Below are 24,643 nucleotides of genomic sequence, written 5' to 3'. Positions count from 1 at the left end.
GTGTGGGTAGTTTTGAGCACTGACTTACACCGCAATACAGCCAATCTCAACGCTCCAGGACGTAATGGCCCGGGGCTGCATATAACGGCGGATATTTGCGTGAGCCAAGTTTGCGTGGTGCTGGCCGGCTAGCGCCCGACCGTTGTTCAATCCACTGCCGCCAATGCGGCCACCAACTGCCGGTGTGGCTCTCGCCTGCATCTTGCAGCCAGCTTTCCGGATCTGAGGCGGTGGCAGCGGCGGCGTAGAAATACGACTTTGGGTTGCCCGGCGGATTGATCAAGCTCTGTAGATGGCCGGCATTGGAGAGAACGAAGGTGCTGTCCTCGCCGAACAGTCGGGCGGTGCCGTAGCAACCCTGCCACGGTGTGATGTGGTCGGTGGTGCCGCCGATCACATAGGCACCGACCTTGATCTTGCTCATGTCGATCGACTCGCCGGCAATCTGCAATACACCCGGGTTGCTGTAGGGATTGTGCTGGGCCAGATCGAGGTAGTCGGCATGCAGCTTTGCCGGCAGACGCGTGGAGTCGTTGTTCCATGCCAGAATGTCGAATGCCGGCGGCTTGTTGCCCAGCAGATAATTGTTGACCCAATAATTCCAGATCAGGTCGTTGGGTCGCATCCAGGCGAACATGCGCGCAATGTCCTGGCCGCTGAGTGTTCCCTTGCAGTGCGAGCTGGTCTTCGCCGCGCGCAGTACCGCCGGGGTGGCAAACAGGCCGATGGCGGTCTCACCGAAGAGCGCGGGCATATCGAGCACGCACACCGCCCAACTGGTGTTCGCCACCTTGGCGCCTTCACCGCGCGCCGCCAGCCAGCCGAGATAGGCCGCGAGCGTCAGGCCACCTGAACAGGAACCCCACATGTTGACATCCGCGCTACCGGTGATTTGCCGCGCGACATCAACCGCCTGGTCAAGGCACAGTGCGTATTCGGACAAGCCCCAGTCGCGGTGCATGCTGGTCGGATTGCGCCAGCTGACGACGAATAGTTGTATACCGCTGTCCTGTATCCATTTGATCAGACTCTTGTCTGGCGACAAGTCAATGGCGTAGTACTTGTTGATCTGCGGCGGTGACATGACTAACGGGCGGGCATGTACATTTTTCGTGGTTGGGGCGAATTGCAGCAGTTCGAACATCTCGGTGCGCAACACCACCTCGCCCTTCGCCGTGGCGACATTTTCTCCCACCTTGAATGGCGCGCTGTCCACCTGCATCGGCATCCCGCCGTTGTGGCGCAGGTCACGGGAGAACTGCCCGATCCCTTTGACAAGGCTCATGCCACCCGTATCGAGCAACTTGCGCAACGCTGCCGGATTGGTCAGTAGCAGGTTGCTCGGCGCCAGTGCATCAAACAACTGTGCGGCAATGAACCGGGCGCGGCCCTTGTCTCTGGCATCGAGATGGGCCTCCTCGATAAAACGGCTCAGCTCGTCATTGCCAGCCAGGTAGCTCTGCAACAGGCCGCGCAACAAGGCATTGGATTGCCAGGCCGGATCGCAAAAACGCTTGTCTTTGGGATTCGGTGCCACGCTGGAGCTGCCGGCGACAATATTGCCCAGCTCCTTGAAGAAACTGCCAACATGCCGCGCGGCCTTGACTGGCGTCTTGCCCACGGCCTTGAACAGGGAACCGGAGGCGCTAAGCAGATCGACCGGGCGCACCCTGAGCAATGGTGTAGCAACCTGTGCTGTCTTGACCGCTAGCTCCTGTTTCTGCTGCTCTTGAAGAGCTTTTGGCGCGCGGCGACGTTTGGCAGGCGTATCCGTTGATCGAGCGATACGAGGTGTTTTATTCATAGCCATTCTCTTGTTTTTGTACACAAGCCTTGAGGGCAACGAGCAATCCCCATCTGACGATGCAGGCACGATGGGACGTGACGCAGTGTCGCGCAGCTGCCGGCGTTCACCTTGACTTTGCGGGACATCCTCCTGCTAAGCTGATAAATCGCTGTCCCGAATTGAGAAATCATCATTCATGAGTGGCCTTGTTCGCAGTGCCAGCTTGACCAACTACGCTGAAATAGCCCGATCGCTACACGTTGATCACCTGGAGCAATTGCGCCTCGTCGGCCTCGACCACCGATGCCTGCTTCAACCGGATTTGAAGATTCCCAACGAAGCCGTAGCACGTCTGCTCGAAAATTCGGCGCGTGAAGCGGGTGTGGACGATTTTGGCTTGCGCATGGCCGAAACCCGCAAGCTCTCCAATCTGGGGCCTCTGGCGCTGCTGTGGCGTGACGAACAGACGATCCGTTCGGCCATGGAAGCGTTCCGCGACTTCCTGTTCCTCCACAATCAGGGGCTGGTGTTGAATATCGAGGAGAGTGGCGGCGTGGTGGTTTTGCGCATGGAACAGGTCACAGTGGGAAACCTGCCGGTGCGTCAGGCGATGGAACTGTCAGTGGGGGTGACCCACCGCCTGCTGAAAACCTTGCTGGGGAACCACTGGCACCCTTCAATAGTTTGCTTTCGTCACGCAGCGCCGATGGACGACAGTCGACACCGCCGCATATTCGCCACCTCCGTGCAGTTCAATAGTCTGATGGATGGCATCGTTTGCCGCAGTACCGATCTGGACAAGGCACTGCCCAGTGCCGATCCGGACATGGCCCGTTATGTTCATCAGTATCTGGACAGTATCCGCGAAGAATCCAAAACAGCTTTACTTGAAAAGGTGCGCCAGATGATCTGGATAGTGCTGCCCACGGGCCATTGCTCGGTGGAACAAGTGGCGGCCAATTTGGGATGGGACAGGCGAACACTGCATCGCAAGCTTGCGCAGGAGGGGGAAACATTTTCCTCGCTGCTGGATCAGGTGCGTGCAGAGCTGGCAATGCGTCACCTGGCACATTCCAATCAACGTTTGAGTGAGATAGCCGGGGTTCTGGGGTTTTCCGAACTTAGTGCCTTCTCCCGCTGGTTCAGCCGGCACTTCGATTGCAGCCCATCAACCTGGCGAGCTCACCAGTCCAATCTGTAATACAGCCTTATACTGCGATACACCCAATGCGAACAAATGACTGTTCAACGGATCAATAGATCTCACAGCAATCCGGGTATCAGGTAATGAATCAGCCCAACATGAAAACGCTCACCTGTCTGTTCGTTGCCAGCGTGTGCGCGGCGACGAGCACCTGTGCAAATGCTTCGCCCATCTTCCACACCAGTTTCGACTGCGCCACGGCAAGGGCGTCCGTCGAAAAGCTGATTTGTCGCGACCCACAACTGCTGCAAATGGACATCGAACTGACGCGTCTTTATCGCCTGGCGATCACCGACAATCATTCAGTACCGCGTCCGGACAAAATCATGATCGACCAGCAGTTCTGGATCGACGCCCGCAATCAGTGTGCCTCCGACCCTGCGCCCAAGGCGTGTACGGTCCGACAGTATGCCGAGCGCGCGCACCAACTGCGTCAAGGCTCGGTCATTGCAAGAACCAAGGATCCAGACAGACTCACCGAAGGCCCGCTGGCGTTTCGGTGTACAGGGTTTAATGCGCTGCTTGCGGCCACTTTCTTTAACACGCAGCCTGGTGTCGTGTACCTGAAATGGGCGAACAGCTCGATCACCCTGAGTCAGGTGCAGAATGCTTCGGGAACCCAATACACCGGCAAGGATTCCCAAGGAAACTACAGCTTCTGGCAAGACGGCAACGCGGTGCTTTTCCAGAAGCCGGGCTCAGGGGAAATGAGTTGTACGGCCGAGCCGATCGGCTGAGACCGTCTCTCACGTACTCGGCGATTTATGCCACGGATAGCCTTTGGCACTGAGTTCAAAGGCGTATTTGAACAAGCGCTTCATGTACTCGCCATCGAATTTATGGAGGCGAGAAACATGGAAATCGGAGCCGATGTACGCCAGATTGAAGTCCGCCCCATCCTGCTGGGCAATTCGGTAAATTCGATCCAGATCGCTGATCCCTTGAGTCTGGATCAATGCGCTGATGGCACGACCGCCAATGCTCAAGGTTCGGCGCTTCGTTCCGGACCATTGCAGTTCCAGTTTGCCGTTGCGAATCACATAGAAATGCCGTTCACGGCGCAAACGCGCCCCCGGCACCTGGTTCAGCGCCATCACGGTGCCGGGTGGGTAAAGGAACACTTGCGTAAGGACACCTCCGTCCACGTGCATTTCCTGAAACGGGTGGCCGTTAACGTCCACATCAATCATGACGGGTGAGACGGCACCGGGAATACTCATCGACGCGACCATGATGTTGCGAAACAGCTCGAGCGCTCCCGGTGCCTGGCTGGAGGCAATAGCCCCCATGTTCCAGGTGACCGGGCGCCCCGAATCAAGGTCGGTGGTACCGATCATCAGGAGCCGTCCCTTGGCGTATTCCGAGGCGATCGCCGCAAGAATCTCGGCAGTGACGTGCTGTGCAATGAGCCGCGACAGTGGCTTGCTGTGCGCCATGCCATCGCTGGTAAGACGGGTCAGCAAATTGCGCGCATGGAAAATGTCTTTTGGACCGACTGCATTGCAGATACGCACAATGACATCGTCGTACTGTGGCCCCAGGTAGGCAAACGGGGCGACCAGGGCGCCAGCGCTAATGCCGGTGACGACTTTGAACACAGGTCGAGTCCCATGCAGGGTCCATCCCGCAATGATGCCCCCGGCGAATGTGCCAGCGTCGCCGCCGCCCGAAACGGCCAGCAAATTTGCCCGCGGCAGGATGTCGTTCGGTAGCCCTGCGCTGGCGAGCGCCTCAGCCTCTCGAAGGTTGGCCAGGCTCACATCCCGAATGAACGGCGTCAGGTCCTGGTCCAGCCAGTAGCGAGCATCTGGAATGCCCGGGATCAGCGCTTTTTCCGTTAACGTTGGCGGCACCGCATCACGCCGTTGCAGGCATGCTTGACGCAACATGTTCAGGGTTGAGGCGCTAGGTCTGAGCTGGAATGGTTTCAACACGCCTCCTCCGGCCCCTGCAATTGACAGCGCCCGTCACGCACACTCGACACACCAATGACCAGTCTCAATGGCGAGTGGCCTGAACATCTTTCATGCTAGCGCAAGCAAAAGCAGTCATGAGGTTGGCGGGACGTCCGGTCTGTAACGCCCGTTTACTGCTTTGTCCGCCCCGGAATGGCGATACGACTGGTCGTTTTGACCTCACGCAACGCAAGACTTGACTGGATAGAGGCGATACCGAGTTGTCGTCGCAATACGCTCTCGACGAAGTCACTGTAGCTATCAAGATCCTGAGCCAGTACTTGCAAAAGGTAATCGGCATCCCCCGTGATCTTGTGGCAAGACAAGACCTCGGGGAGCTGCATGATGACGGCTTCAAAGGCTTCGGGGGTGTGGTCAGTGTGCGTGGCAAAGCGAATATGCACGAACGCCATGATGTCCAGCCCCAGCTTGCGCCGGTCCAGGTTTGCCTGGTAATCCTTGATCACTCCCTCCTCTTCCAGTCTCTTGCGCCGCCTCCAGCATGGAGTAAGGCTTAGCGAGAGGCGTTCACTCAATTCGGCGTTGGAAATGCTGGCGTCTTCCTGCAACAAGGCAAGGATGGAAAGGTCGGTATCGTCAAGCACGGCGCGATGAGTAATTTTTTTCTTCATTCTGTAACTAACCGAAAAATATTCCCGATTACGCTAGCAGAGCGAGAACAAAAAGCAAAGAAAGTGCATCCGTACCAGAACAAAATATTGGCACTGGACCACCATGACGGATGCGTATAAATGCTTACAGTTTTCAGCGATTCCCATCGCTTGCACCATGGGACCGAATTAAAGGACGGCGTTCTAAAACCTTCTTTCGAACAGCCAAGCCGAGCGGATACCGTTCGCGACCGAGTCCAACACGTTGGGCTCGGCGATATCATCGTCCCGCGAACTTTTGACCGGGCGTGCTACGTCAATGCACACAGTGAGCGCTATGTTTCCTTTCTGGAAACCGCGTGGTCCGAATGGACGGCAACAGGTCGGGAGCATGACGCCCTTCCCCTGGTCTGGCCGGTACGCGACCTGTCCAATGAACACGTCCCCGCGTTCATTGATGGCAAGCTCGGTTTCTTTGCCATGGATGCCGGTTCGCCGATCACCGCGACCACTTGGGATGCAGTCAAAACCAGCGCGGACATTGCCCTCACCGGCCTATCGTTGATCAACGAAGGCCATAACAGTGCCTTTGCCCTGTGTCGTCCGCCCGGACACCATGCTGCTCGTGAGTACATGGGAGGCTACTGCTACCTGAATAACGCGGCCATCGCCGCGCAACATGCACTCACCCAAGGTGCTAAACGTGTCGCGGTGCTGGACGTCGACTTCCATCATGGTAACGGAACGCAAAACATCTTCTATAACCGCAATGATGTGATGTTTGCCTCTCTGCATGGAGAGCCGTCGGTTTCTTATCCTTATTACTCAGGTTTCAGTTCCGAATGCGGCACCGGTGCCGGCGAAGGTTATAACCTGAATTATCCGTTACCGAAAAATACCACGTGGCAGAGTTACCAGAACGCCCTGATGCATGCCTGCAAAAAACTTCGGAGCTTCTCGCCTGAGTTGCTAGTTATTTCCTTGGGTGTCGATACCTTCAAGGACGATCCGATCAGCCATTTTCTTCTGGAAAGTGATGACTTCTTTGGCATGGGTGAAATTATCGCCACTGTTGGCGCCCCTACGCTCTTCGTCATGGAAGGTGGATACATGGTCGATGAAATCGGTATCAATGCGGTCAACGTACTTCATGGATATGAGAGTAAACAATCCTGAGTTTTGAAGACCGATATAACCCCCTCGACTTACAATTCAGAGAGAACACATATGACTCTATTCATAGACGTTGATCATGCGGCGACGCTTTTTCGAAAAATCGGAATCGGTAATGCCATCAGGGAAATGGCGCTCTACATCAAAGCCGACTATTGCCGTTGGGCTGACTTTGATAAGTCCCCACGTACGGCCAATCACTCCGATTCCGGGGTCATCGAGTTGATGCCGACCGACGACGGCAAGCAATATTCATTCAAATATGTGAACGGCCACCCCGCCAATGCCAGCAACAATCTGCTGACAGTCATGGCCTTTGGTGTTTTGGCGGACGTTGATAGCGGATACCCCACAGTCCTCAGCGAACTCACCCTGACCACCGCGGTTCGCACAGCGGCAACGTCCGCCCTGGTAGCCCAGTCCTTGGCACGCAAGGGTTCGACACGCATGGCCATTATCGGAAATGGCGCCCAGAGCGAATTCCAGGCCATTGCCTTTTATGAAATGCTCGGGATCAACGAGGTGCGGATATTTGATATCGACAGTGCCGCGTCATTGAAATTGAAACAGAACCTGGAAAGCTATACCGGCATCAATGTCACCGTAGCCGCCTCGGTGCACGAAGCCGTCAAAGGCGTTGATATCATTACCACCGTCACAGCAGACAAGGCCTACGCGACAATTTTGACGCCCGACATGATCGAGCCTGGCATGCATATCAACGCGGTTGGCGGTGACTGTCCCGGGAAAACCGAACTTCATGCCGATATCCTGCGCAACGCCCGGATCATTGTCGAATTTGAACCGCAAACGCGCATTGAAGGCGACATTCAGCAACTGAACGCTGACCATCCTGTCATCGAATATTTCCGCATCGTTCGGGATAACGAACCAGGCCGAGAAAGTGACACCCAAGTCACGGTGTTCGACTCAGTGGGGTTTGCGCTTGAAGACTTTTCTTCACTTCGTTATTTGCATGACCAAGCTGGCAAATACGCGATCGGTGAAAAAATCCATCTTGTTCCCACACCCGCCAATATAAAAAACCTGTATCAGCTGATTGAGGGTAACGCTAACTGATTAACCGCTATTGCAAGAGTGCTCACCCTGCAAGGCAATACATACAACAATAAAACACACGCACTACTTTTCTGCCAAAACTCAAAAAACATAAAATCAAGAGGTTTTGTGATGAAATCAGATACGCATGAAATAACTGAACAAGCCGTATTACAGCGCACACTCAGCAATCGCCACATTCAACTAATGGCCATGGGCGGCGCCATTGGCACGGGGCTGTTCATGGGCTCCGGCAAGATCATCGCCCTGTCCGGCACCTCGATCATACTTATCTATATGATCATCGGTCTTTTTGTTTACTTCGTCATGCGTGCCATGGGAGAACTGCTTTTATCTAACCTGAACTTCAAAAGCTTCGCTGACTTTGCCGGGGCCTACCTCGGCCCTCGTGCGGCCTTCTTTCTCGGTTGGTCATACTGGTTGAGCTGGAGCGTGGCCGTTGTGGGAGATGCAGTAGTCGTTGGGGGCTTCTTTCAATACTGGTTCCCTGATGTACCGGCCTGGATCCCCGCCATCGGCATGATGCTGACCCTGTTTGCCTTGAATGTGCTCACCGTCAAACTGTTCGGCGAGGTTGAATTCTGGTTCGCGATCATCAAGATAATCGCCGTCGTCGCGCTGATCTCCGTCAGTGTGCTGCTGATTGCCAGCTCCTTCGTCTCACCCACGGGAGTCACGGCTTCCCTGACGCACCTGCTGGACAAGCAGGCCGCTTTCCCCAACGGCCTGTTCGGCTTCTTCGCCGGCTTTCAGATGGCGATCTTTTCGTTCGCGGGCACAGAGTTAATCGGCACCGCAGCAGCCGAAACCAGGTCGCCCGAAAAGACGCTGCCCAAAGCCATCAATTCCATACCGCTCAGGATCATCCTTTTTTATGTTCTGTCCCTGGTCTGCATCATCGCGGTGACCTCGTGGCAGCAGGTATCGCCCAACAAAAGTCCCTTTGTCGAACTGTTCCTGATCGCGGGTTTTCCAGCGGCGGCCGGCATTGTGAACTTTGTGGTGCTGACCTCTGCGGCGTCATCCGCCAACAGCGGCGTGTTCTCGTCCAGCCGTATGTTGTTCGGCCTGGCCGACCTGGGTAATGCACCCGGTATTTTCAGACGGCTGTCGAAAAACAGCGTTCCGCTCATCAGCCTGGCCTTCACGACCTTTCTGATGCTGCTGGGGGTCCTGCTGCTGTTCATCATCCCTGAAGTCATGACCGCCTTTACCATCGTGTCGACGGTGTCGGCCATCCTGGTGATCTTTACCTGGTCGACCATCCTGGCGTCCTACATCGCTTATCGCAAAGCAAGGCCCGACCTGCATGCGCAATCCCGGTACAAAATGCCTGGAGGCGTGCCGATGGCCTGGTTCTCCCTCGCATTTCTCGCATTTGTGTTGTGCCTGCTTGCTCTTCGGCCAGACACCCGTCTTGCACTGTGTGTGATGCCTGCATGGTTCATTTGGTTGGCCATCGCCTACCAATTCTCACATTTCAAGAGCAGGAACCAGGCTAGTCACGCGGCAGGGTCACTTCTCAAAGAATGATCCATTGCCCACCAAAACCTGCACGCAAAAACCTGCACGCAAAAACCAGCACGTAAAAAAAAAGTCCCGTGACCGAATGCGGCACGGGACAAAAAATTGGTTGGTTGCGGCCAACCAAAGGAGCATTTTTAAAAGCGGTTACCGGTTACAGGCATTCCTGCGCGGCACGTTCGAAACTCGAAGGCATGAAGTTCGATGCCAGCAAGTGGCGCTCATACAAAAACACCTTGCCGCCATTCGGGGCCTTGTAGGCTTCGAGAACGTTGTCTGCCGCGACTTTGCTCGGCACCACGATCCGGTAGCTGCGCTGGGTTTGCGAGACCGTCGGGTTCAGGGCGCTGCCCTGCAACTTCGGTATCACGCAGTCGGCGTACTCGGCAGGCGTTTTTTTCGTCTGCAAGGTCAGCGTCGGGTCGTTCGGTGCGGAGGCGCAACCGGCCAGCAGCAAGGAGGCGAAAGTCACGGCAGGAACAAATAAAGGGCGCATCGGTGAAGTCCTGAAAATAAAAAGTCTGGTTCATTGAGCAGCGTCTTCGATGGGGGCGATTTTCCGCCTTTGCCCAACAAACCAGAACTTGCGTTTCTTGATTGTCACTATTACTTGAACCAATAGTTGCGGCCAGATCACTCCTGATGATTTCAGGAAACTTGGCGGCGACAGGAATCTGACCTGGATAAAACCAAGCCCCGCCAAAAGCGGGGCTTGATGTATTTCACTCGGCATCAGGGTTTACGCCCGCCGCCGGGATATTGGCCTCCTCCTTTTTTGCCTGCGTCAGATGATTTCTCTCTGTCTTCGACAAAGTTGTCTGGGCGTCCTCCTCCCTGTCCGCTGCCAGAACGATTGGTATCACTGGATTGACGGCCCCCTGAGGCCTGTCCACCTTTTTTGCCGGCATCGGAGGAGCGTTGCGGATCGTTCATCATACCGCCGCCCGACTCCCCGCCTTTTCTACCGGCTTCGGAGGCTTTTCCAGGGTCATTGGCAAAATTGCCTGGGTTCTTGTTTCCGGTGTTAGCCATTTCCGTTCTCCTCATTGTTATTCACGAGCCTTCGTCGTCGGCTCGTCTAATTCCGAGGTTTTCTGCGATTGAAAGTTTGAACTGATCTGTCGCTCTTGCGACAAGCGGATCGGGATGATTAGTTCCAGAAAACTCCGGATGCGGCGACTAATGGGTGTGAGTAAAACGAGTATAAAAATGAGTTACGCTTATACAAATTGATGAAAGAAAAGCGCGTTGAGGTCTGGCATCATTCAAGCAGTTACGCTGAACTGTCAGCTCTCTAATTTATCCTGTGTGGAGGTACGTCGATGACCGAGCACATCGTCCACTTTCATTGCCAGATTGATCAGGGCACGATGGAACGCTTCAGGGACTGCTGCCTCGACGCCATCGACCAGGGCGCCTCCTCCTTACTGCTGAATCTCTCCACCAGCGGCGGCAGCACCAATTTTGGTTTCGCCCTCTACACCTTCCTCAAATCCCTGCCGGTGCCGCTGTGCGCGATCAATGCCGGCAACATCGAGTCGATGGGCATCATCATGTACCTGGCCGCCGGCCGACGGATCACCGCGCCCCATTCGCGGTTTCTGATTCACCCCATGAATTGGTACTTCAGCCAAAGCTCGGTCGACCATCAACGGCTGCGCGAATACCTCTCAAGCCTGGATAACGACCTCGCGCGCTATGTGCAAATCTTTGCCCTGGAAACCGCCCACGCGGATACCAAACTGGACATTTTCCATTGCCTTTCAGCGGAAGAAAAAGTAATCGCCGCGCATGAATCCCTAGCCTACGGAATCGCCCACGAAATGCATCAGATGGTGTTTGCCGATAACGTCAAACACTGGAAAATCAGTGGCGGCTGACGCGCGTTCGAGACGGCCCCGATACCGATACGTCAGGTGCCCGGAATGGGATGAATATCCAAGGTCATTCCGTCACTCAATGTGAGTTTCAAATCCTTGATAGTGCCGGCCACACGGTCCTTGAACACCGGCTCGTCTTCGGGATCAAGTACATCGTAGATAAAGCGATTACCCTCAAGCCAGCCGATGGCCGTGTGCAGTTCGGGCGCGAGGTAATACTTGCCGTCCAGAAAAAAACCGGCAAACGGTTCTACCCTTTCCCGATTCTCGATTTCGTAACGCACACCTGGGGTCATGCCTGTGGATTCATCAATCATGATGCGTACCTCGTCATGGTGCCTGATCTTGGAGTCCCGCTTGCTTAAAGCGTCGACAAACCGGGCTCGACGGGACGTCTGTGCATCAGACCTCCCGCCTTGCCCTGATACCTGTCAAGAAGTCCCCAAGCCACGCGACAGATCGGCCGGGGTTTCGGATGCGGTCTTGCGCATCTCGCCCGTTTCTCCCGCGATTGACGCGTGGGGCTCCGTGGTTTCCATCACCTTTTCGCGCACTGCCTCATAGCCCTCCCGTGCTTGCTGTTTGACCTTGCCGGTGAGGCTTGCGCTGGTCCTGCCCAGATAACGACGCTCCGTTGCGGTAGTGGGTAACGCCGCGCCCAGCAACGCTCCCACCGCGATACCCATCGCCGCCATCAGCAGTGGTTGCTCCTTGAGCAGATGACTGAACTGGTCGCCCATTTCATGAGTCCTGCGCGCCAAGCGATCACCGGTGTCATGGACAGCGTGACTGAGGTGATCGGTCTTCGCATGCAGGCTATCGCTCAGGTACGCGGCCTTACCCTTGACTGCCTGATAGCTGTTCTTGAGCGAGTCAGTGGTGTTGTGCAGACGCTGTCGGGCGCTGTCCATGCCATCGGCGAGCCCTTCGGCCAAGTCATCGGTCCAGTCGACATCTGGCTCCGGCTCAACGCGATATTCCCTGGGCGTTGGCGGGCGATTCTGGCTCATCATCAACCACATCAGGCCGACCGAGGTCAGCACCGCGGGCACGGGATTGTTGCGCACGCTGGTGCCCAGATTGGTCAGGAAAGTCGAGCCGTTGCTTTGCATCAGCAACAGTGCCTGATCGAACATCTGGCCAGGGGTAAACTTGCTTTCCAGCGCGTCGACGATATGCCCGATGTTCTCCCGTTGCGCATCGATTTCACGCTCGATGGTTTCCGGGCTCTTGGCCGCTTCGGTTTCGAATTCTCGCTTCATGACACTTTCCTCCGCAGGGCTTCCTGGTCTTTATTCAGCGCGCCCAGGGTGCGATCAGGCTTGAAGTGGGAAGGCTCGAATTGTTTTTTGCCTGCCAGCAGCATCACGAACCCGATGACCATCACCACGACGCCGACAATCAGCGCAGCCAGCCAGGGCGCCATCACCAGGCTCAAGGCATAGACGACCGCCATCAGCACAATGATGAACCCGGCGAGCAGCACAATGGCGCCGCCGGCGACCCCGGCAATCCCTGCTTTCAACGTCGTCAGGCTGGCCTGCAATTCCACCTTGGCCAACGCCAGTTCCTTGGTGAATAACGCCGGTACTTCCCGAGTTAACTGCCGCAATAAACCGACCACGGAAGCGTCATGATCAACCGTCGTGACAGACGGTGTGACGGGTGGTGTGGGTTGCAGTTCTGGATCGTTTCTGTTCATCACCGTTCTCCTGAGAAGGGGCTGGACCCTGGCATTGAGGAACTGTCGCCACGATGGTCGGGCGCGCTCGGCGAGGACGGCGTGATGCTAGAGGCCAACCCGGGCGACAGCTCGCCTCCGGGCGGCATCGACGTTTCATAAAGTCCTTGCGAGCCATCGCCAGTGAACGTGGCAGTGCTGCTCTGGGCAGCGAACTCACGATCGGTGGTTGTCGGCAGAGTCGCCGTGCCCGCTTTCAGGAACCGCGACAAACCGAACCCCACCGCGATGCTGCCGACAATGAACAACCCTGGATTGTCGCGTGCCAGGTCAGCGCCATCGTGCAAAAGCTCTTCGGCACTTTTGCGGCGCAGTTTTCCCGCCAGGCTGCTCATGCTGTCGGCCATGTCTGCCAGATAGTCGGACATCCCGAACGTATCGTTCGTCCTGATCTCGGAAACGACTGACTGGGCGCCTCTGGCCAATGCTTCAATCTGATCCGCTGCGGTATCGCGGTATTGGCCGAACTGCTCATCGGCCTGATGCCGCGCACCGCCTATCGCTTCGGTAACCTCCTCCTTTAAATGCTGAAAGTTTTGTTCGGAGCCTGCGGGATCCCGAGGGGCATCCGGTTGTCCGGTCCTGCTGTCTGGAATAGTCATGTCATCCCTCGCCTTCGTAATGAACACGTCAGGAAGTGGCCGCGGTGTGCCCGCGGTGGTGCTTCATTGCAGATGACGAGGGTGTCTGGCGGGGAGTTCCAAGCAGATGATGAAGTGATAAAACGCGCACTGCGGAACCTGTGGGAGCGGGCTTGCCCGCGATGACGGCGGCACATTCAACATTGATGTCGGCTGACACATCGCTATCGCGGGCAAGCCCGCTCCCACAGGTTCCGGTGGATATTCGCGGAATGCATCTCGCAACAAAAACCTGTTAAGTTGTACGATGACAGACGAGGCGACTGTCTCTCGTCTGTCATCTCCATAACAACAAGGAAAAAATACCCATGAAAAAAACGAAATTGCTTATCGGCTTCTTGTGCCTCTTCAGCGGCTATGTGATGGCAGCCCCCTCCTCGGGTGAGAAGGATGTCGCCGTAGCGGTAGACCATCTGACTCAAGCCATGCTGACCAAGAACATTCCCCAACTGAATGCGCTCACCGCTGAAAACCTTACCTACGGCCATTCCAGCGGAAAAATCCAGGACAAGAATGCCTTCATCGCCGACATCGAAACCGGAAAAAGCGCTTTCAAGACACTGGAGATGCAGGGCCAGACCATCACGCTGTCGGGTGATGTGGCGTTGGTCCGGCATCATTTTTCGGCACAAGCCATCAAGGGTGAAGAAATCGTTCCGACGGAAATCGAGAACTTCCAGATCTGGCAGAAACAGAAAGGCAAATGGCTACTGGTAGGACGACAAGCGTTCCGTTTCTGATTTCTGTCAGTTAAACATTGGCAGCCCGAAAAGATCGCAGCCTTCGGCAACTCCTACGGATTTTCGTACGACTCCGATTCCTGGGGTGTATCCGGTCGGCGTAGAAGCTGCCGAAGGCTGCGATCTTTTCGGGATCAATTGATGAGCCCACCTCATGACTCCATTCGGCTTATTGGCCTTAATCGATCTATCCAGCCTCTCTAGTATGTGAAGGATGAGTGGCTGCCATCCGGCGCCAGACAATCTGGAGGTCGATGTCATGAAGCTGTTCGCTGCCACACTCGCCACGCTGTTCTTTTCCGCTTGGGTCGAAGGCAATCAGGGGAGCGCCAAACCCGCGCCCAAACCTTCCCCGGATGTTCAGGAAGTGACACCTCAGCTCTACACGTATACGACTGAACTGCTGTTCGGCGAGGTCTGGAAACGCCAGGAATTGGCACCTCGGGATCGAAGCCTCATCACGATTGCCGCGCTCCTGGCCAACGGGCAATCCGCGCAGCTCACGGGGCACTTCAATCTGGGGCTGGACAACGGCCTCAAACCCAGCGAAATCAGCGCCCTCATCACCCATCTCGCGTTCTACTCCGGCTGGCCCAACGCAATATCGGCCGCCGGCGTAGCGAAGAAAGTATTCACCGATCGAGGCCTGACCGCCGAACAGATCCTGCCCCCGGCATCAGAGCCCCTGACATTGGATGAGGCCAGCGAAACCAGACGCAAAGCCGCCGTCGAAGCGTCAGTCGGGGACGTAGCGCCACAACTGGCCGAGTACACCAATGACGTTCTGTTTGGCGATCTGTGGCGCAACTCAGACCTGACGCCAAGGGACCGAAGCCTGATCACCGTGGCGGCCCTAACGGCCCAGGGCCAGGTGGCGCAACTGCCCTTTCACTTGAACCGGGCAATGGACAACGGCCTGACCCAAACCCAAGCCGCCGAGGTCATCACGCACCTGGCGTTTTATGTCGGCTGGCCGAAGGCGATGTCTGCTGTGCCTGTCCTGAAGGACGTATTCGCGTCACGCAAAGCCCAAGGATGAAAGGCTAACGCGATTCCATGTGGGAGCGGGCTTGCTCGCGAAGGCGGTGTGTCAGGCGAGATCCATGTTGACGGTGCCGCCGTCTTCGCGAGCAAGCCCGCTCCCACAGGTTCCGCACTGCCATTGATCGACGCGCGCCTGAAACAGCTCGCTGTTTCAGGTGTTCAGGGTTATTGCGCTTTACCGTATTGCGCCTCACTGACCTGTTCCATCCACTCCACGACTTTACCGTCCAGCACTTCGGCGACGGCGATGTGGGTCATGCCAGTGGTCGCGGTCGCGCCATGCCAATGCTTCACATGGGGAGGAATCCACACGGTGTCGCCCGGCTTGATCGAACGGATCGGTTGATCCCATTCCTGGACCCAGCCGGAGCCCGCGGTGATGATCAAAGTCTGGCCCAGCGGGTGGGTATGCCACGCCGTGCGAGCGCCGGGTTCGAAAGTGACCGTGCCGCCGCTGACCCGGGCCGGTGCAGTTCCTTTGAAAGGTGCATCGACACGAACCGCGCCGGTGAAATAGTCAGCCGAACCTTTCGCTGAAGGTTGCGAGCCGTTTGGGGTCACCGTCAGCATTGGGGTTTCCTGTGCCTGTGCGTCAAAGGCAAGAAGCGAAAGCGAGAGCGCTGTAGCGGCAAGGTTTTTCATGACAGTTCTCTCTCGAGTCGTTTGGAAAGCGTGGCGAATGTGCGGGCCGTCATGCGACCACACGCCATTGCCGGGCAAATGCTTTGCCAATCTAACAGCTGAGCATTCTCCGGATTAGCCACTAGAATTCGAATATACCTATGAAAGGGACTCATCAATGCTTCGGGAAAACGCCAACGACTTACTCGCCTTCCTCGCGGTGGCGCGGGAGCGAAGCTTTACCAAGGCTGCCGCCAAGCTCGGGGTTTCCCAGTCGGCGCTGAGCCATACGGTTCGAGCGCTGGAAGCTCGGTTGGGGTTGCGCTTGCTGACCCGCACGACGCGTAGCGTGTCGCCGACAGAGGCCGGTGAACACCTGCTGCAAACGGTCGGCCCGCATTTCGAGGAAATCGAGATTGAACTGGCGGCACTGAGCAACCTGCGCGACAAACCGGCCGGCAAAATCCGCATCAACGCGATGGACCATGCGCTGGAATTTATCCTGTGGCCGGTGTTGAAACCGTTCCTGCTCCAGTACCCGGACATCTCGGTGGAGGTCTGTTGCGACTACAGTTTTGTCGACATCGCGGCCCAGGGTTTCGATGCCGGTGTGCGGTTGGGTGAGGATGTAGCCCAAGGTATGATCGCCACCCGCATCGGGCCGGACATGCGCATGGTGGTGGTCGGTTCGCCGGCGTACTTTGCCAACCGTCCAAAGCCCATCACACCTCGCGACCTGACCGAACACCAATGCAACAACCTGCGGCTGCCTACTAATGGCGGGCTGTATGCCTGGGAGTTTAAGAAAGGTGAGGAAAGCCTGAATGTCCGGGTATCGGGTCAGGTGACGTTTAATGGCGTGTATCAGCTTCTGACTGCTGCGCTGGATGGATTTGGCTTGAGTTGCCTTCCCGACGACATCGTCACTTCCCATATTGCGGCAGGTCGGCTGGTGCAAGTGCTGGACGACTGGTGTGCGCCGTTTGCCGGGTTTCACCTTTACTACCCGAGCCGGCGTCAGGCATCGCCGGCGTTTGCGTTGTTGGTGGATGCGCTGCGTTATCGGGGGTGAAGACTGTTTCCCACAGCGATCAAATGTGGGAGCGGGCTTGCTCGCGAAGGCGTCCGTCGCGGCGACTCTGTCAGAAACTTCCGAAAATTTTGTGGGTAGCTCGATGATCGTTCCCACGCTCTGCGTGGGAATGCAGCCCGGGACGCTCCGCGTCCCTCCGGAGCCGAACGCGGAGCGTCCGTTGAGGCATTCCCACGCGGAGCATGGGAACGATCTACGTGGGGGATTCTTGAGCCATGCTCCTAGGGCAAAGCATCATCAAGCCCGGCTCGCGAAGCACTCAATCATCCTCATGCAATTTGATGCCGCGTTTATGCAGCACGTACGGAACCAGCAATACCAACAACGTCAACACCAGAACCGACGCCGCAATCGGTTGCGTCACAAACACCATCCAGTCGCCCTGGCTGATGGACAAGGCGTTGCGCAGTTGTTTTTCCGCCATCGGGCCCAGCAGCATGCCGACGATCACCGGGGCGACGGGGAAATCGAAACGCCGCATCAACACCCCTGCCCAGCCGATGCCCAACATCAGAAACAGGTCGAACGTCGAGTGGCGCATACCGTACACGCCGATGGTGGCGAATACCAGAATGCCGGCGTTCAGGTACGGCCGTGGAATCTGCAAGAGTTTGACCCACAGGCCCACCAACGGCAGGTTCAGCACCAGCAGGATGGCGTTGCCTATATACAGCGAAGCCACCAGCGTCCAGACCAACTCACCCGAGGTCTGGAACAGCAGCGGTCCCGGTTGCAGGTTGTAGTTCTGGAACGCAGCCAACAAGATCGCCGCCGTGGCGGAGGTCGGGATGCCCAGCGTCAGCAGCGGCACCAGCGAGCCGGTGGCGCTCGCGTTGTTGGCCGCCTCCGGCCCGGCGACGCCTTCGATGGCGCCCTCGCCTTTGCTGGCGGCAAACTCTTTCGGGTACTTGCTGAGTTTGCGTTCGGTTGAATAAGACAGGAACGTCGGAATTTCCGCGCCACCGGCCGGAATCGACCCGAATGGAAAACCGATCAAAGTGCCCCGCAGCCACGCGGGGATCGAGCGTTTCCAGTCGGCACGGGTCATCCACAACGAGCTCAAGCGGTTTCGGCGGGCCGTTTCTTCCTTTTGGTAGAGAACGCTGTACAAGGCCTCACCGACGGCAAACAAGCCCACCGCCACCAGCACCACTTCGATGCCATCGACCAGTTCGGGCACCTCCATGGTGTAGCGGGCAATGCCCGAGGTCGAGTCCAGGCCGATCAAGCCGATGGTCAGCCCGATGCCCAATGAGGCAAAGCCGCGCAGCATCGACGCACCGAGCACCGCCGACACGGTGGTGAAGGCCAGCACCAGAATCGCGAAATACTCCGCCGGCCCGAATTTCAGTGCCAGCGTGGCAACGAGTGGCGCAAACAACGTCAACAAGATCGTCGCGATGGTGCCGGCCACGAATGAACCGATAGCGGCCGTCGCCAAGGCCGGACCTGCCCGCCCGTTGCGGGCCATGAGGTTGCCTTCCAGGGCCGTGACCATGGAGGACGATTCTCCCGGGGTGTTGAGCAGAATCGAGGTGGTGGAGCCGCCAAACTGAGCACCGTAATAGATGCCGGCGAACATGATCAGCGCGCCGGTAGGATCGACCTTGGCGGTGATCGGCAGGAGTAAGGCGACGGTCAGCGCCGGCCCGATTCCCGGCAGAACACCGATCGCGGTGCCCAGCAGGCAGCCGATAAAACCCCACATCAGATTGATCGGCGCCAACGCGGCACCGAAGCCGCTTGCCAGACTTGCGAGAATGTCCACCTTGTCGACCTCCTTGGGCCCGGATCAGATCCAGGCGTTGATCAAGGGCGGAAGGGAAACCCCTAGCCCGGCGGTGAAAAGCCAGTAAATCGGCAGCGTCAGGGCGATGCCGATGGCCAGGTCCCGCACCGGGCTGCGACTGCCAAAACCCCGTGCCGAGCAGGCAAATAGCAATGAGGCGGCCAATACGAAGCCGATGTAGGTAATGAGCAAGGCAACGCCCACAAGCCCCGCCGTGACCCAAGTCGCCCCGGCCTTGCCGCCGGGCTGAGCCTGCGTGGTCTCATGGTCGTCGGCAAGATTGCGAAAACCACCCGTGAGCGCCTGATAGCACATCAACAGACCGACGACGCCCAGAAACGCCGCGACGGCGTAGGGATAGACGTACGCTGCCATGACGACGAAGCCCATCTCGGGAGGAAACCGCGAGGCGCCGATCGCCAATACCGCGCTGATGGCGACGACACCTAAGCCAATCGCCAGTTGGGCCGGCATGACTCTCCAGCGCCCGGCCATCTCAAAGCAGCCCGACCTTGACCAGCATCGCGCGCAGGCGCCCGTGCTCTTCTTCGACGAATTTACCGAAATCATCCCCGGTCAAAATACTCGGCGACCATGCATTGGTTTTTACGTTTTCTTGCCATACGTTGCTTTTGGTGGCGGTCAGGACGGCTTCGGTCAGTTCTTTACGTTGCTCGGGCGTCAGGCCCGCTGCGCCGTAAACACCCCGCCAGTTGCCGATCGTCACGTCATAGCCAGCCTCTTTGAGGGTCGGGGCATCGATGCCTTCAACGCGGTTGGGCGCGCCGATGGCGAGTAAGCGGAACTGCTTGGACTGGACGTATTTGGCGAGCTCGGCGTAGCCGCCGGTGATCACCGTGATATGGCCACCCAGCACCGCAGCGACGACTTCGCCGCCACCGGCGAAGGCGACGTAGTTCACCTTGTTGACAGGGACGTCCATTTTGCTCGCCAGTTCGGCGATGCCAATGTGGTCGATCGACCCCTTGGAGCCACCACCCCATTTGATACTGGACGGGTTGGCTTTGAAGTCTTTGAGCAAGTCGCCCAGGGTTTTGTACGGCGAGTCGTCACGCACGGCAATCACGTTGTATTCGGTAAACAGCCGGGCAATCGGTGTCACGTCCTTCAAGGTGATTTGCGGTTTGTTCTGCTCGATGGCCGCGACCATGATCGCGCCAACCACAATCAGGGCATTGGCATCGCCCTTGGTGCCGTTGGCAAATTGCGCCAACCCCAGGGTTCCACCTGCCCCGCCCTTGTTTTCGAAGGTTGTGGACTTTGCCGTTTTCGCCTCGACCATGGCTTTGCCCAGGACGCGTGCGGTCTGGTCATAACCACCACCGACTGAACCTGGGGCCATGAATTTGACGGTATCCAGCGCAAAAACCGGTGAGGCGAGCGCGGCGGCGGTAACTAAAACGGCGAGGTTGCTGCTGAATCGACGGGCCAATGCAAACATGAGTCGTCTCCGGATAGCTGTTCTTGTTGTTTTCGATCAGGGAGGAGCCCCTGTTGGTTGAACATGCGTCTGGGAATAAGCGTAGGTCATAGTTGTGTTTGTTGGTGTCCTTTCAATCAACCGGATGGCAATGACCGATAGCCCCGCACAATGAGCTGATGTCCCGCGGGGCTGGCACCAAAAGCAGATCAGAAACGCAGGGGCATTATTCTATTAGGCTGCACGCCCGCGTTTCAGGCCTTTACCGGGACCACCGATACCGCCGCGTCCTCAAGATCCAGCGTTCTGGCGTGAGCCTGGGCCTCTTCTTCGCTCATCAGTTCGCCTTCCCATTTGGCGACCACGGCAGTGGCAATGGAGTTGCCCACCGCATTGGTTGCCGAGCGCCCCATATCGAGGAACGTATCGACCCCCAGAATCAGTAACAGCCCGGCCTCGGGAATATTGAACTGGCTCAGCGTCGCGGCAATCACCACCAGGGACGCCCGCGGTACACCGGCCATGCCCTTGGAGGTCAGCATCAGAATCAGCAACATGGTGATCTGGGTACCGATGGACAACTCGATGCCGTAAGCCTGGGCGATAAACAGCACTGCGAACGTGCAGTACATCATCGAGCCGTCGAGGTTGAACGAGTACCCCATCGGCATGACAAAACTGGAGATCTTGCGCTTTACACCAAAGCGATCGAGGGCCTCGAGAATTTTCGGATACGCCGATTCGGAGCTCGCCGTGGCAAAAGACAGCAGGAACGCTTCCTTGATCAACACCACGAGCTTGAACACCCGCGGTCCGAGAAACAGCAGGCCAGCCAGCACCAGCAGCCCCCACAGCAAGAACAGCCCCAGATAAAAATCGCCCATGAAGACGGCGAATTTCAACAGGATTGCCAACCCGTTCACCGACACGGTCGCGGCCATGGCGGCCATCACTGCAATGGGTGCCAACTTCATCACGTAACCGGTGATTTTCAGCATCGCGTGGGACAACTCTTCGATCAGACCCACCAGGCGCTCGGCCTTTTTGCCCAGCGCCGCCAGCGCGACGCCGAAGAACATGGAGAACACCACGATCTGCAGGATTTCGTTGTTGGCCATCGCCTCGGCGAAGGATTTGGGTACCAGGTGGACGACGAAATCCTTCAGGGTGAAGGCTGACGTCGCAAGGTTAGTGTGGGCACCGATATCGGGCAGTGGAAGGCCGAGGTTGTGGCCAGGTTGTAGCAGATTGGCCATGACCAAACCCAGCACCAGAGACACCAACGAAGCCGTCACGAACCAACCCAGAGCCTTGGCAAATACGCGCCCGACCGACGCGGCATCGCCCATATGCGCGATACCGACCACCAGCGTCGAAAACACCAGCGGCCCGATCAGCATTTTGATCAGACGCAAAAAGACATCCGAGACAATGGAGATGTACCCCGCTACTTTGGTCGCCGACTCCTTGTCCGGAAAGTTGATGAACACCATGTAACCGATAAGGATCCCCAGGGTCATGGCGATCAGAATCCATGCCGCAGCCGGTAATTTGCTCTTCATAAAACACCTCCATGGGTTTAACCCAGTTCCAATTGCCTCAATGGCAGCGATTCATTCGCAATAGGTTGATCCATGCACTGAACGACTTTTATCCGCTCAAGTGCGCTGAACCGGGCAGCAAGCAAACCGCCCTTGAATCGGGGCGGTGCTTGAACAAGAGGTGAATCGTTATTTTTGTTTTCAGCCGACTACGTCATGCAGGCATCATGTACACGTCGGGAGGCTCAGGCAGAGCAGCAAGCATGTCTTGCAGTCCGGTAGCCCACTGCGCACGGATACGATTGAAGTACGGGTCGTCAGCCGTGATGCGGTAACTTTTCGCACGGGTAAAACTGTCTTTGCGGTACACCAGCAGGTCCAGCGGCATGCCTACCGACAGGTTGCTGTGCATGGTCGAGTCGAACGAGATCAGCCCGCAGCGCAGGCCTTCGTCGAGTGAGGTGCGAAACTTCAGGTTGCGATCCAGGATCGGCCTGCCGTATTTGCTTTCACCCAATTGCAGGAACGGCGTGTCCTCCGTCGCTTGAATGAAGTTGCCTTGCGGGTAAATGCTGTACACGTCCATGGGCCCGTCCGCGATTTGCCCACCGACCAGAAAGGAACAACTCAAGTCGGTCTTGCCCGCCAACTTGGTGCGATCCCGGGCGACGACTTCGCGAATGGTTTCGGCCACCAGCACGGTGGCGTCATAGAGCGTGCGGACATTCAACAGATGGGTACCCGACCCGCTCGCGCGTTGCTTGAGCAGGTTGACCACCGATTGCGACGTGGCCAGGTTGCCCGCGGTTTGCAGCACGATCAGCCGCTCTCCAGGCGTGCTGAAAATAAACAGCTTACGGAAGGTTGAAATCTGGTCGATACCGGCATTGGTCCTTGAATCGGAGATGAACACCAGCCCGTCGGCCAGGTGCATAGCGACGCAATAAGTCATTCGTGTTAACTCGTGAATTTGAGATGAGAGGCCATACCGTCTCCACGACGGTATGGCCAGTTGCTGCGACTGACTCGGGGTTATTGGTGTTGAACCTGAAACAGGGACGTTACCTGTACCCGAGCCAGCATCGACTCAGCCCCGCCGCCACGACGCATACCGCGTACCGGACAGGCGTCCAGGTAGTCCAGACCCACCGCCAGTTTCAGATGGCGTTCGGGCCGGGCCAACCGATTCGTCACGTCGAAGCTGTACCAGCCATCGTCGAGCCACGCTTCGGCCCAGGCATGACTGGCCAAGTGATTTTCATCTTCGGTACACAGGTAGCCAGAGACATAACGTGCGGGAATCCCCAGGCTGCGGGCACACGCAAGGAAGGCGTGGGTGTGGTCCTGGCACACCCCTCCTCCGCCCGCAAACGCCTCGGCTGCGGTGGTATCGACCGTGGTCGCACCCGGGTTGTAGGCCATGTGGTCGGCCAGGCCATTCATCAGGTCGATCAGCGCCGTCCGATCACGCCGCGTACCGCAGTGCTGCACGGTAAAGGCATTCAGGGCATCGTCCAGTTTTGTCAGGTGACTGGTGCGCAAAAATGGCAAAGGCGATTGGCTGTCGCGTTCAAACTCACGGTCCGGATCGATTTCAACCTGACCATAAGCCGTCAGCACCAGAGCTCCGTGGGGCTCGTCCATCGTCAACACATGCAGGATGTTGCCGTAAGGATCGAACTGGCTGCGGACCAGGCGCGGCAATTCCAGGTGCCATTCGAGGATGCGCTGGCGATCGCTGTTCTGCGGTGTCAGCCGCAGGAACTGGATGCTGGTGCAGACTTCGTCGGCATAGCTGTAGGTGGTGTCGTGGCGTATGGACAGTTTCATACGACCTCCAGATAAGACTCGTGCACGGTCTGACCAAGATGGCGAACCTGGGAGATGAAATCAGTCAGCCACAGGTGCAGACCGAAGCCGAGAATCTCATCGATCCCGGTGTAACGCAGCCGCGCATTCAGTTCGGCGGCCAGACGCTGGGCCGGTCGGCCGTTGTTGCCCGGCAGGCTGGCGAGGATCTGGTCCAGTTCCTCGATGCAAGCGTGCAGCGAACGCGGCACATCGCCGCGCAACAGCAGCATCTCGGACACCTGCTCGGCGCCGGGCGCATTACGGTAGATCTCGTTGAAGGCTTCGAAGGACGACAAGGCGCGCAGCAAGGCGCTCCACTGGTAGTAGCCTCGCGCAGAGTTGTCACTCACCTCCTCCGACTCTTCGCCGAACATTTCGTAGCGCGCATCCAGCAGGCGCAGAGTGTTGTCGGCCCGTTCAAGGAAAGTACCCAGGCGGATAAAGCAGTAGGCATCGTTGCGCATGATCGTGCCCGAGGTCGCCCCACGGAACAGATGCGAGCGCTCCTTGACCCACTCGCAGAAATGGCTGATGCCGTAGCGACCCAGGCCATTGCTGGCGATATTGCGCATCTCCAGCCAGGTGGCGTTGATGTTCTCCCACATGTCGGCGGTGATGCGTCCACGCACCGCGTGAGCATTGGCCCGAGCGGCCTGCAGGCAGCAATAAATGCTGCCGGGGTTGGTTTCATCCAGCGCGAAGAAGTGCAGCATGCGCTCGGTGTTGAGTTCGCCGTAACGTTCGTTGTAGTCGTCCAGCGTGCCGGCGGCGAGCAGCGACATCGCCAGCTCGGCGCGGCCATCGGTGCGCCCGGCGTGGGGCATCAGCGACAGCGAGTAACTGACTTCGAGCATGCGCGCCAGGTTTTCGGCGCGCTCCAGGTAACGGGACATCCAGTAGAGGTCCGAAGCGGTTCTTGAAAGCATGT

The 24,643-nt window shown here is 57.4% G+C and carries 26 protein-coding genes; 9 read left to right on the top strand and 17 right to left on the bottom strand.

What is annotated here, in order from left to right:
• Nucleotides 1-46 precede the first annotated feature (46 nt).
• On the bottom strand, nucleotides 47-1,804 hold the full coding sequence (locus AC1RQB_RS10280) for an alpha/beta fold hydrolase (RefSeq protein WP_063343722.1): 1,758 nt from the start codon (nucleotides 1,802-1,804) through the stop codon (nucleotides 47-49).
• Between the two features lie 205 nt (nucleotides 1,805-2,009).
• Between AC1RQB_RS10280 and AC1RQB_RS10275 the strand changes: the two genes are divergently transcribed.
• Nucleotides 2,010-2,987, top strand: coding sequence for an AraC family transcriptional regulator (locus tag AC1RQB_RS10275; protein ID WP_241824493.1), 978 nt, complete (start codon nucleotides 2,010-2,012; stop codon nucleotides 2,985-2,987).
• 101 nt (nucleotides 2,988-3,088) lie between these two features.
• Nucleotides 3,089-3,727: an MliC family protein gene (locus AC1RQB_RS10270; RefSeq protein WP_063343720.1), complete on the top strand. Its 639-nt coding sequence runs from the start codon at nucleotides 3,089-3,091 to the stop codon at nucleotides 3,725-3,727.
• Nucleotides 3,728-3,736: 9 nt separating this feature from the next.
• Here the strand turns inward: AC1RQB_RS10270 and AC1RQB_RS10265 are convergent, their stop codons facing one another.
• Both AC1RQB_RS10265 and AC1RQB_RS10260 read right to left on the bottom strand, forming a co-directional pair.
• On the bottom strand, nucleotides 3,737-4,921 hold the full coding sequence (locus tag AC1RQB_RS10265; RefSeq protein ID WP_063343969.1) for a patatin-like phospholipase family protein: 1,185 nt from the start codon (nucleotides 4,919-4,921) through the stop codon (nucleotides 3,737-3,739).
• Nucleotides 4,922-5,076: 155 nt separating this feature from the next.
• Nucleotides 5,077-5,577: an Lrp/AsnC family transcriptional regulator gene (locus AC1RQB_RS10260; protein ID WP_008072210.1), complete on the bottom strand. Its 501-nt coding sequence runs from the start codon at nucleotides 5,575-5,577 to the stop codon at nucleotides 5,077-5,079.
• A 120-nt stretch (nucleotides 5,578-5,697) separates the two neighbouring features.
• Here AC1RQB_RS10260 and AC1RQB_RS10255 point away from each other — a divergent pair, with 120 nt between their 5' ends.
• From AC1RQB_RS10255 to AC1RQB_RS10245, 3 genes are all read left to right on the top strand, one after another.
• The gene (locus tag AC1RQB_RS10255) at nucleotides 5,698-6,732 is read left to right on the top strand and encodes a histone deacetylase family protein (RefSeq protein ID WP_008072209.1); all 1,035 of its coding nucleotides are present in this window, start codon (nucleotides 5,698-5,700) and stop codon (nucleotides 6,730-6,732) included.
• 51 nt (nucleotides 6,733-6,783) lie between these two features.
• A complete protein-coding gene (ocd, locus tag AC1RQB_RS10250; protein WP_063343719.1) occupies nucleotides 6,784-7,809 on the top strand; it encodes an ornithine cyclodeaminase in 1,026 nt (341 codons plus the stop codon).
• 111 nt (nucleotides 7,810-7,920) lie between these two features.
• Nucleotides 7,921-9,342, top strand: coding sequence for an amino acid permease (locus AC1RQB_RS10245; RefSeq protein WP_063343718.1), 1,422 nt, complete (start codon nucleotides 7,921-7,923; stop codon nucleotides 9,340-9,342).
• 145 nt (nucleotides 9,343-9,487) lie between these two features.
• On the opposite strand, the gene AC1RQB_RS10240 is transcribed toward AC1RQB_RS10245, so the two are convergent.
• Together AC1RQB_RS10240 and AC1RQB_RS10235 are read right to left on the bottom strand one after the other, a co-directional pair.
• A complete protein-coding gene (locus AC1RQB_RS10240) occupies nucleotides 9,488-9,829 on the bottom strand; it encodes a hypothetical protein (RefSeq protein ID WP_008072206.1) in 342 nt (113 codons plus the stop codon).
• Nucleotides 9,830-10,065: 236 nt separating this feature from the next.
• On the bottom strand, nucleotides 10,066-10,365 hold the full coding sequence (locus AC1RQB_RS10235; RefSeq protein ID WP_081235335.1) for a con-10 family general stress protein: 300 nt from the start codon (nucleotides 10,363-10,365) through the stop codon (nucleotides 10,066-10,068).
• Between the two features lie 290 nt (nucleotides 10,366-10,655).
• On the opposite strand from AC1RQB_RS10235, the gene AC1RQB_RS10230 reads away from it, so the two are divergent.
• Nucleotides 10,656-11,213, top strand: a complete 558-nt coding sequence (locus tag AC1RQB_RS10230; RefSeq protein WP_007900348.1) for an ATP-dependent Clp protease proteolytic subunit — start codon at nucleotides 10,656-10,658, stop codon at nucleotides 11,211-11,213.
• Between the two features lie 32 nt (nucleotides 11,214-11,245).
• Here the strand turns inward: AC1RQB_RS10230 and AC1RQB_RS10225 are convergent, their stop codons facing one another.
• The 4 genes from AC1RQB_RS10225 to AC1RQB_RS10210 all read right to left on the bottom strand — a co-directional run bounded on the left by AC1RQB_RS10225 (nucleotide 11,246) and on the right by AC1RQB_RS10210 (nucleotide 13,556).
• Nucleotides 11,246-11,530 (bottom strand): hypothetical protein, encoded by a 285-nt coding sequence (locus AC1RQB_RS10225; RefSeq protein ID WP_063343716.1) that lies wholly within the window; start codon nucleotides 11,528-11,530, stop codon nucleotides 11,246-11,248.
• A 114-nt stretch (nucleotides 11,531-11,644) separates the two neighbouring features.
• Complete coding sequence (locus AC1RQB_RS10220) at nucleotides 11,645-12,475, bottom strand: DUF3618 domain-containing protein (protein ID WP_063343715.1); 831 nt, start codon at nucleotides 12,473-12,475, stop codon at nucleotides 11,645-11,647.
• Nucleotides 12,472-12,915, bottom strand: coding sequence for a phage holin family protein (locus AC1RQB_RS10215; protein ID WP_081235334.1), 444 nt, complete (start codon nucleotides 12,913-12,915; stop codon nucleotides 12,472-12,474). The genes AC1RQB_RS10220 and AC1RQB_RS10215 overlap by 4 nt, the downstream gene beginning before the upstream one ends.
• Nucleotides 12,915-13,556, bottom strand: a complete 642-nt coding sequence (locus AC1RQB_RS10210) for a hypothetical protein (RefSeq protein WP_063343714.1) — start codon at nucleotides 13,554-13,556, stop codon at nucleotides 12,915-12,917. Before AC1RQB_RS10210 ends, AC1RQB_RS10215 begins: the two co-directional genes overlap by 1 nt.
• A 347-nt stretch (nucleotides 13,557-13,903) precedes the next feature.
• Between AC1RQB_RS10210 and AC1RQB_RS10205 the strand changes: the two genes are divergently transcribed.
• Both AC1RQB_RS10205 and AC1RQB_RS10200 read left to right on the top strand, forming a co-directional pair.
• Entirely contained in the window at nucleotides 13,904-14,335 is a 432-nt protein-coding gene (locus AC1RQB_RS10205; RefSeq protein WP_063343713.1) for a nuclear transport factor 2 family protein, read from the top strand.
• A gap of 259 nt (nucleotides 14,336-14,594) precedes the next feature.
• The gene (locus AC1RQB_RS10200; RefSeq protein ID WP_063343712.1) at nucleotides 14,595-15,374 is read left to right on the top strand and encodes a carboxymuconolactone decarboxylase family protein; all 780 of its coding nucleotides are present in this window, start codon (nucleotides 14,595-14,597) and stop codon (nucleotides 15,372-15,374) included.
• Nucleotides 15,375-15,544: 170 nt separating this feature from the next.
• On the opposite strand, the gene AC1RQB_RS10195 is transcribed toward AC1RQB_RS10200, so the two are convergent.
• The gene (locus AC1RQB_RS10195; RefSeq protein ID WP_081235333.1) at nucleotides 15,545-16,021 is read right to left on the bottom strand and encodes a (R)-mandelonitrile lyase; all 477 of its coding nucleotides are present in this window, start codon (nucleotides 16,019-16,021) and stop codon (nucleotides 15,545-15,547) included.
• 157 nt (nucleotides 16,022-16,178) lie between these two features.
• On the opposite strand from AC1RQB_RS10195, the gene AC1RQB_RS10190 reads away from it, so the two are divergent.
• Nucleotides 16,179-17,072, top strand: a complete 894-nt coding sequence (locus AC1RQB_RS10190) for a LysR family transcriptional regulator (protein WP_008072187.1) — start codon at nucleotides 16,179-16,181, stop codon at nucleotides 17,070-17,072.
• A 280-nt stretch (nucleotides 17,073-17,352) separates the two neighbouring features.
• Here the strand turns inward: AC1RQB_RS10190 and AC1RQB_RS10185 are convergent, their stop codons facing one another.
• The 7 genes from AC1RQB_RS10185 to AC1RQB_RS10155 form a co-directional block, all read right to left on the bottom strand.
• Complete coding sequence (locus AC1RQB_RS10185) at nucleotides 17,353-18,861, bottom strand: tripartite tricarboxylate transporter permease (RefSeq protein WP_063343710.1); 1,509 nt, start codon at nucleotides 18,859-18,861, stop codon at nucleotides 17,353-17,355.
• A gap of 24 nt (nucleotides 18,862-18,885) precedes the next feature.
• Complete coding sequence (locus tag AC1RQB_RS10180; RefSeq protein WP_063343709.1) at nucleotides 18,886-19,377, bottom strand: tripartite tricarboxylate transporter TctB family protein; 492 nt, start codon at nucleotides 19,375-19,377, stop codon at nucleotides 18,886-18,888.
• A 1-nt stretch (nucleotide 19,378) separates the two neighbouring features.
• Entirely contained in the window at nucleotides 19,379-20,344 is a 966-nt protein-coding gene (locus AC1RQB_RS10175) for a tripartite tricarboxylate transporter substrate binding protein (RefSeq protein ID WP_008072183.1), read from the bottom strand.
• Between the two features lie 233 nt (nucleotides 20,345-20,577).
• Nucleotides 20,578-21,885, bottom strand: coding sequence for a dicarboxylate/amino acid:cation symporter (locus tag AC1RQB_RS10170; protein ID WP_063343708.1), 1,308 nt, complete (start codon nucleotides 21,883-21,885; stop codon nucleotides 20,578-20,580).
• A 193-nt stretch (nucleotides 21,886-22,078) separates the two neighbouring features.
• Nucleotides 22,079-22,816: a proteasome-type protease gene (locus AC1RQB_RS10165; RefSeq protein ID WP_008072182.1), complete on the bottom strand. Its 738-nt coding sequence runs from the start codon at nucleotides 22,814-22,816 to the stop codon at nucleotides 22,079-22,081.
• 80 nt (nucleotides 22,817-22,896) lie between these two features.
• Nucleotides 22,897-23,694 carry a transglutaminase family protein gene (locus AC1RQB_RS10160; RefSeq protein ID WP_063343707.1) on the bottom strand — a complete coding sequence of 266 codons (798 nt, stop codon included), beginning with the start codon at nucleotides 23,692-23,694 and terminating at the stop codon, nucleotides 22,897-22,899.
• Nucleotides 23,691-24,641 carry an alpha-E domain-containing protein gene (locus AC1RQB_RS10155; RefSeq protein WP_007902296.1) on the bottom strand — a complete coding sequence of 317 codons (951 nt, stop codon included), beginning with the start codon at nucleotides 24,639-24,641 and terminating at the stop codon, nucleotides 23,691-23,693. The genes AC1RQB_RS10160 and AC1RQB_RS10155 overlap by 4 nt, the downstream gene beginning before the upstream one ends.
• Nucleotides 24,642-24,643 lie beyond the last annotated feature (2 nt).

The sequence above is a fragment of the Pseudomonas sp. GW822-FHT02E03 genome (genome assembly GCF_058802325.1).
This window is presented reverse-complemented; position numbering and strand designations above follow the sequence as displayed.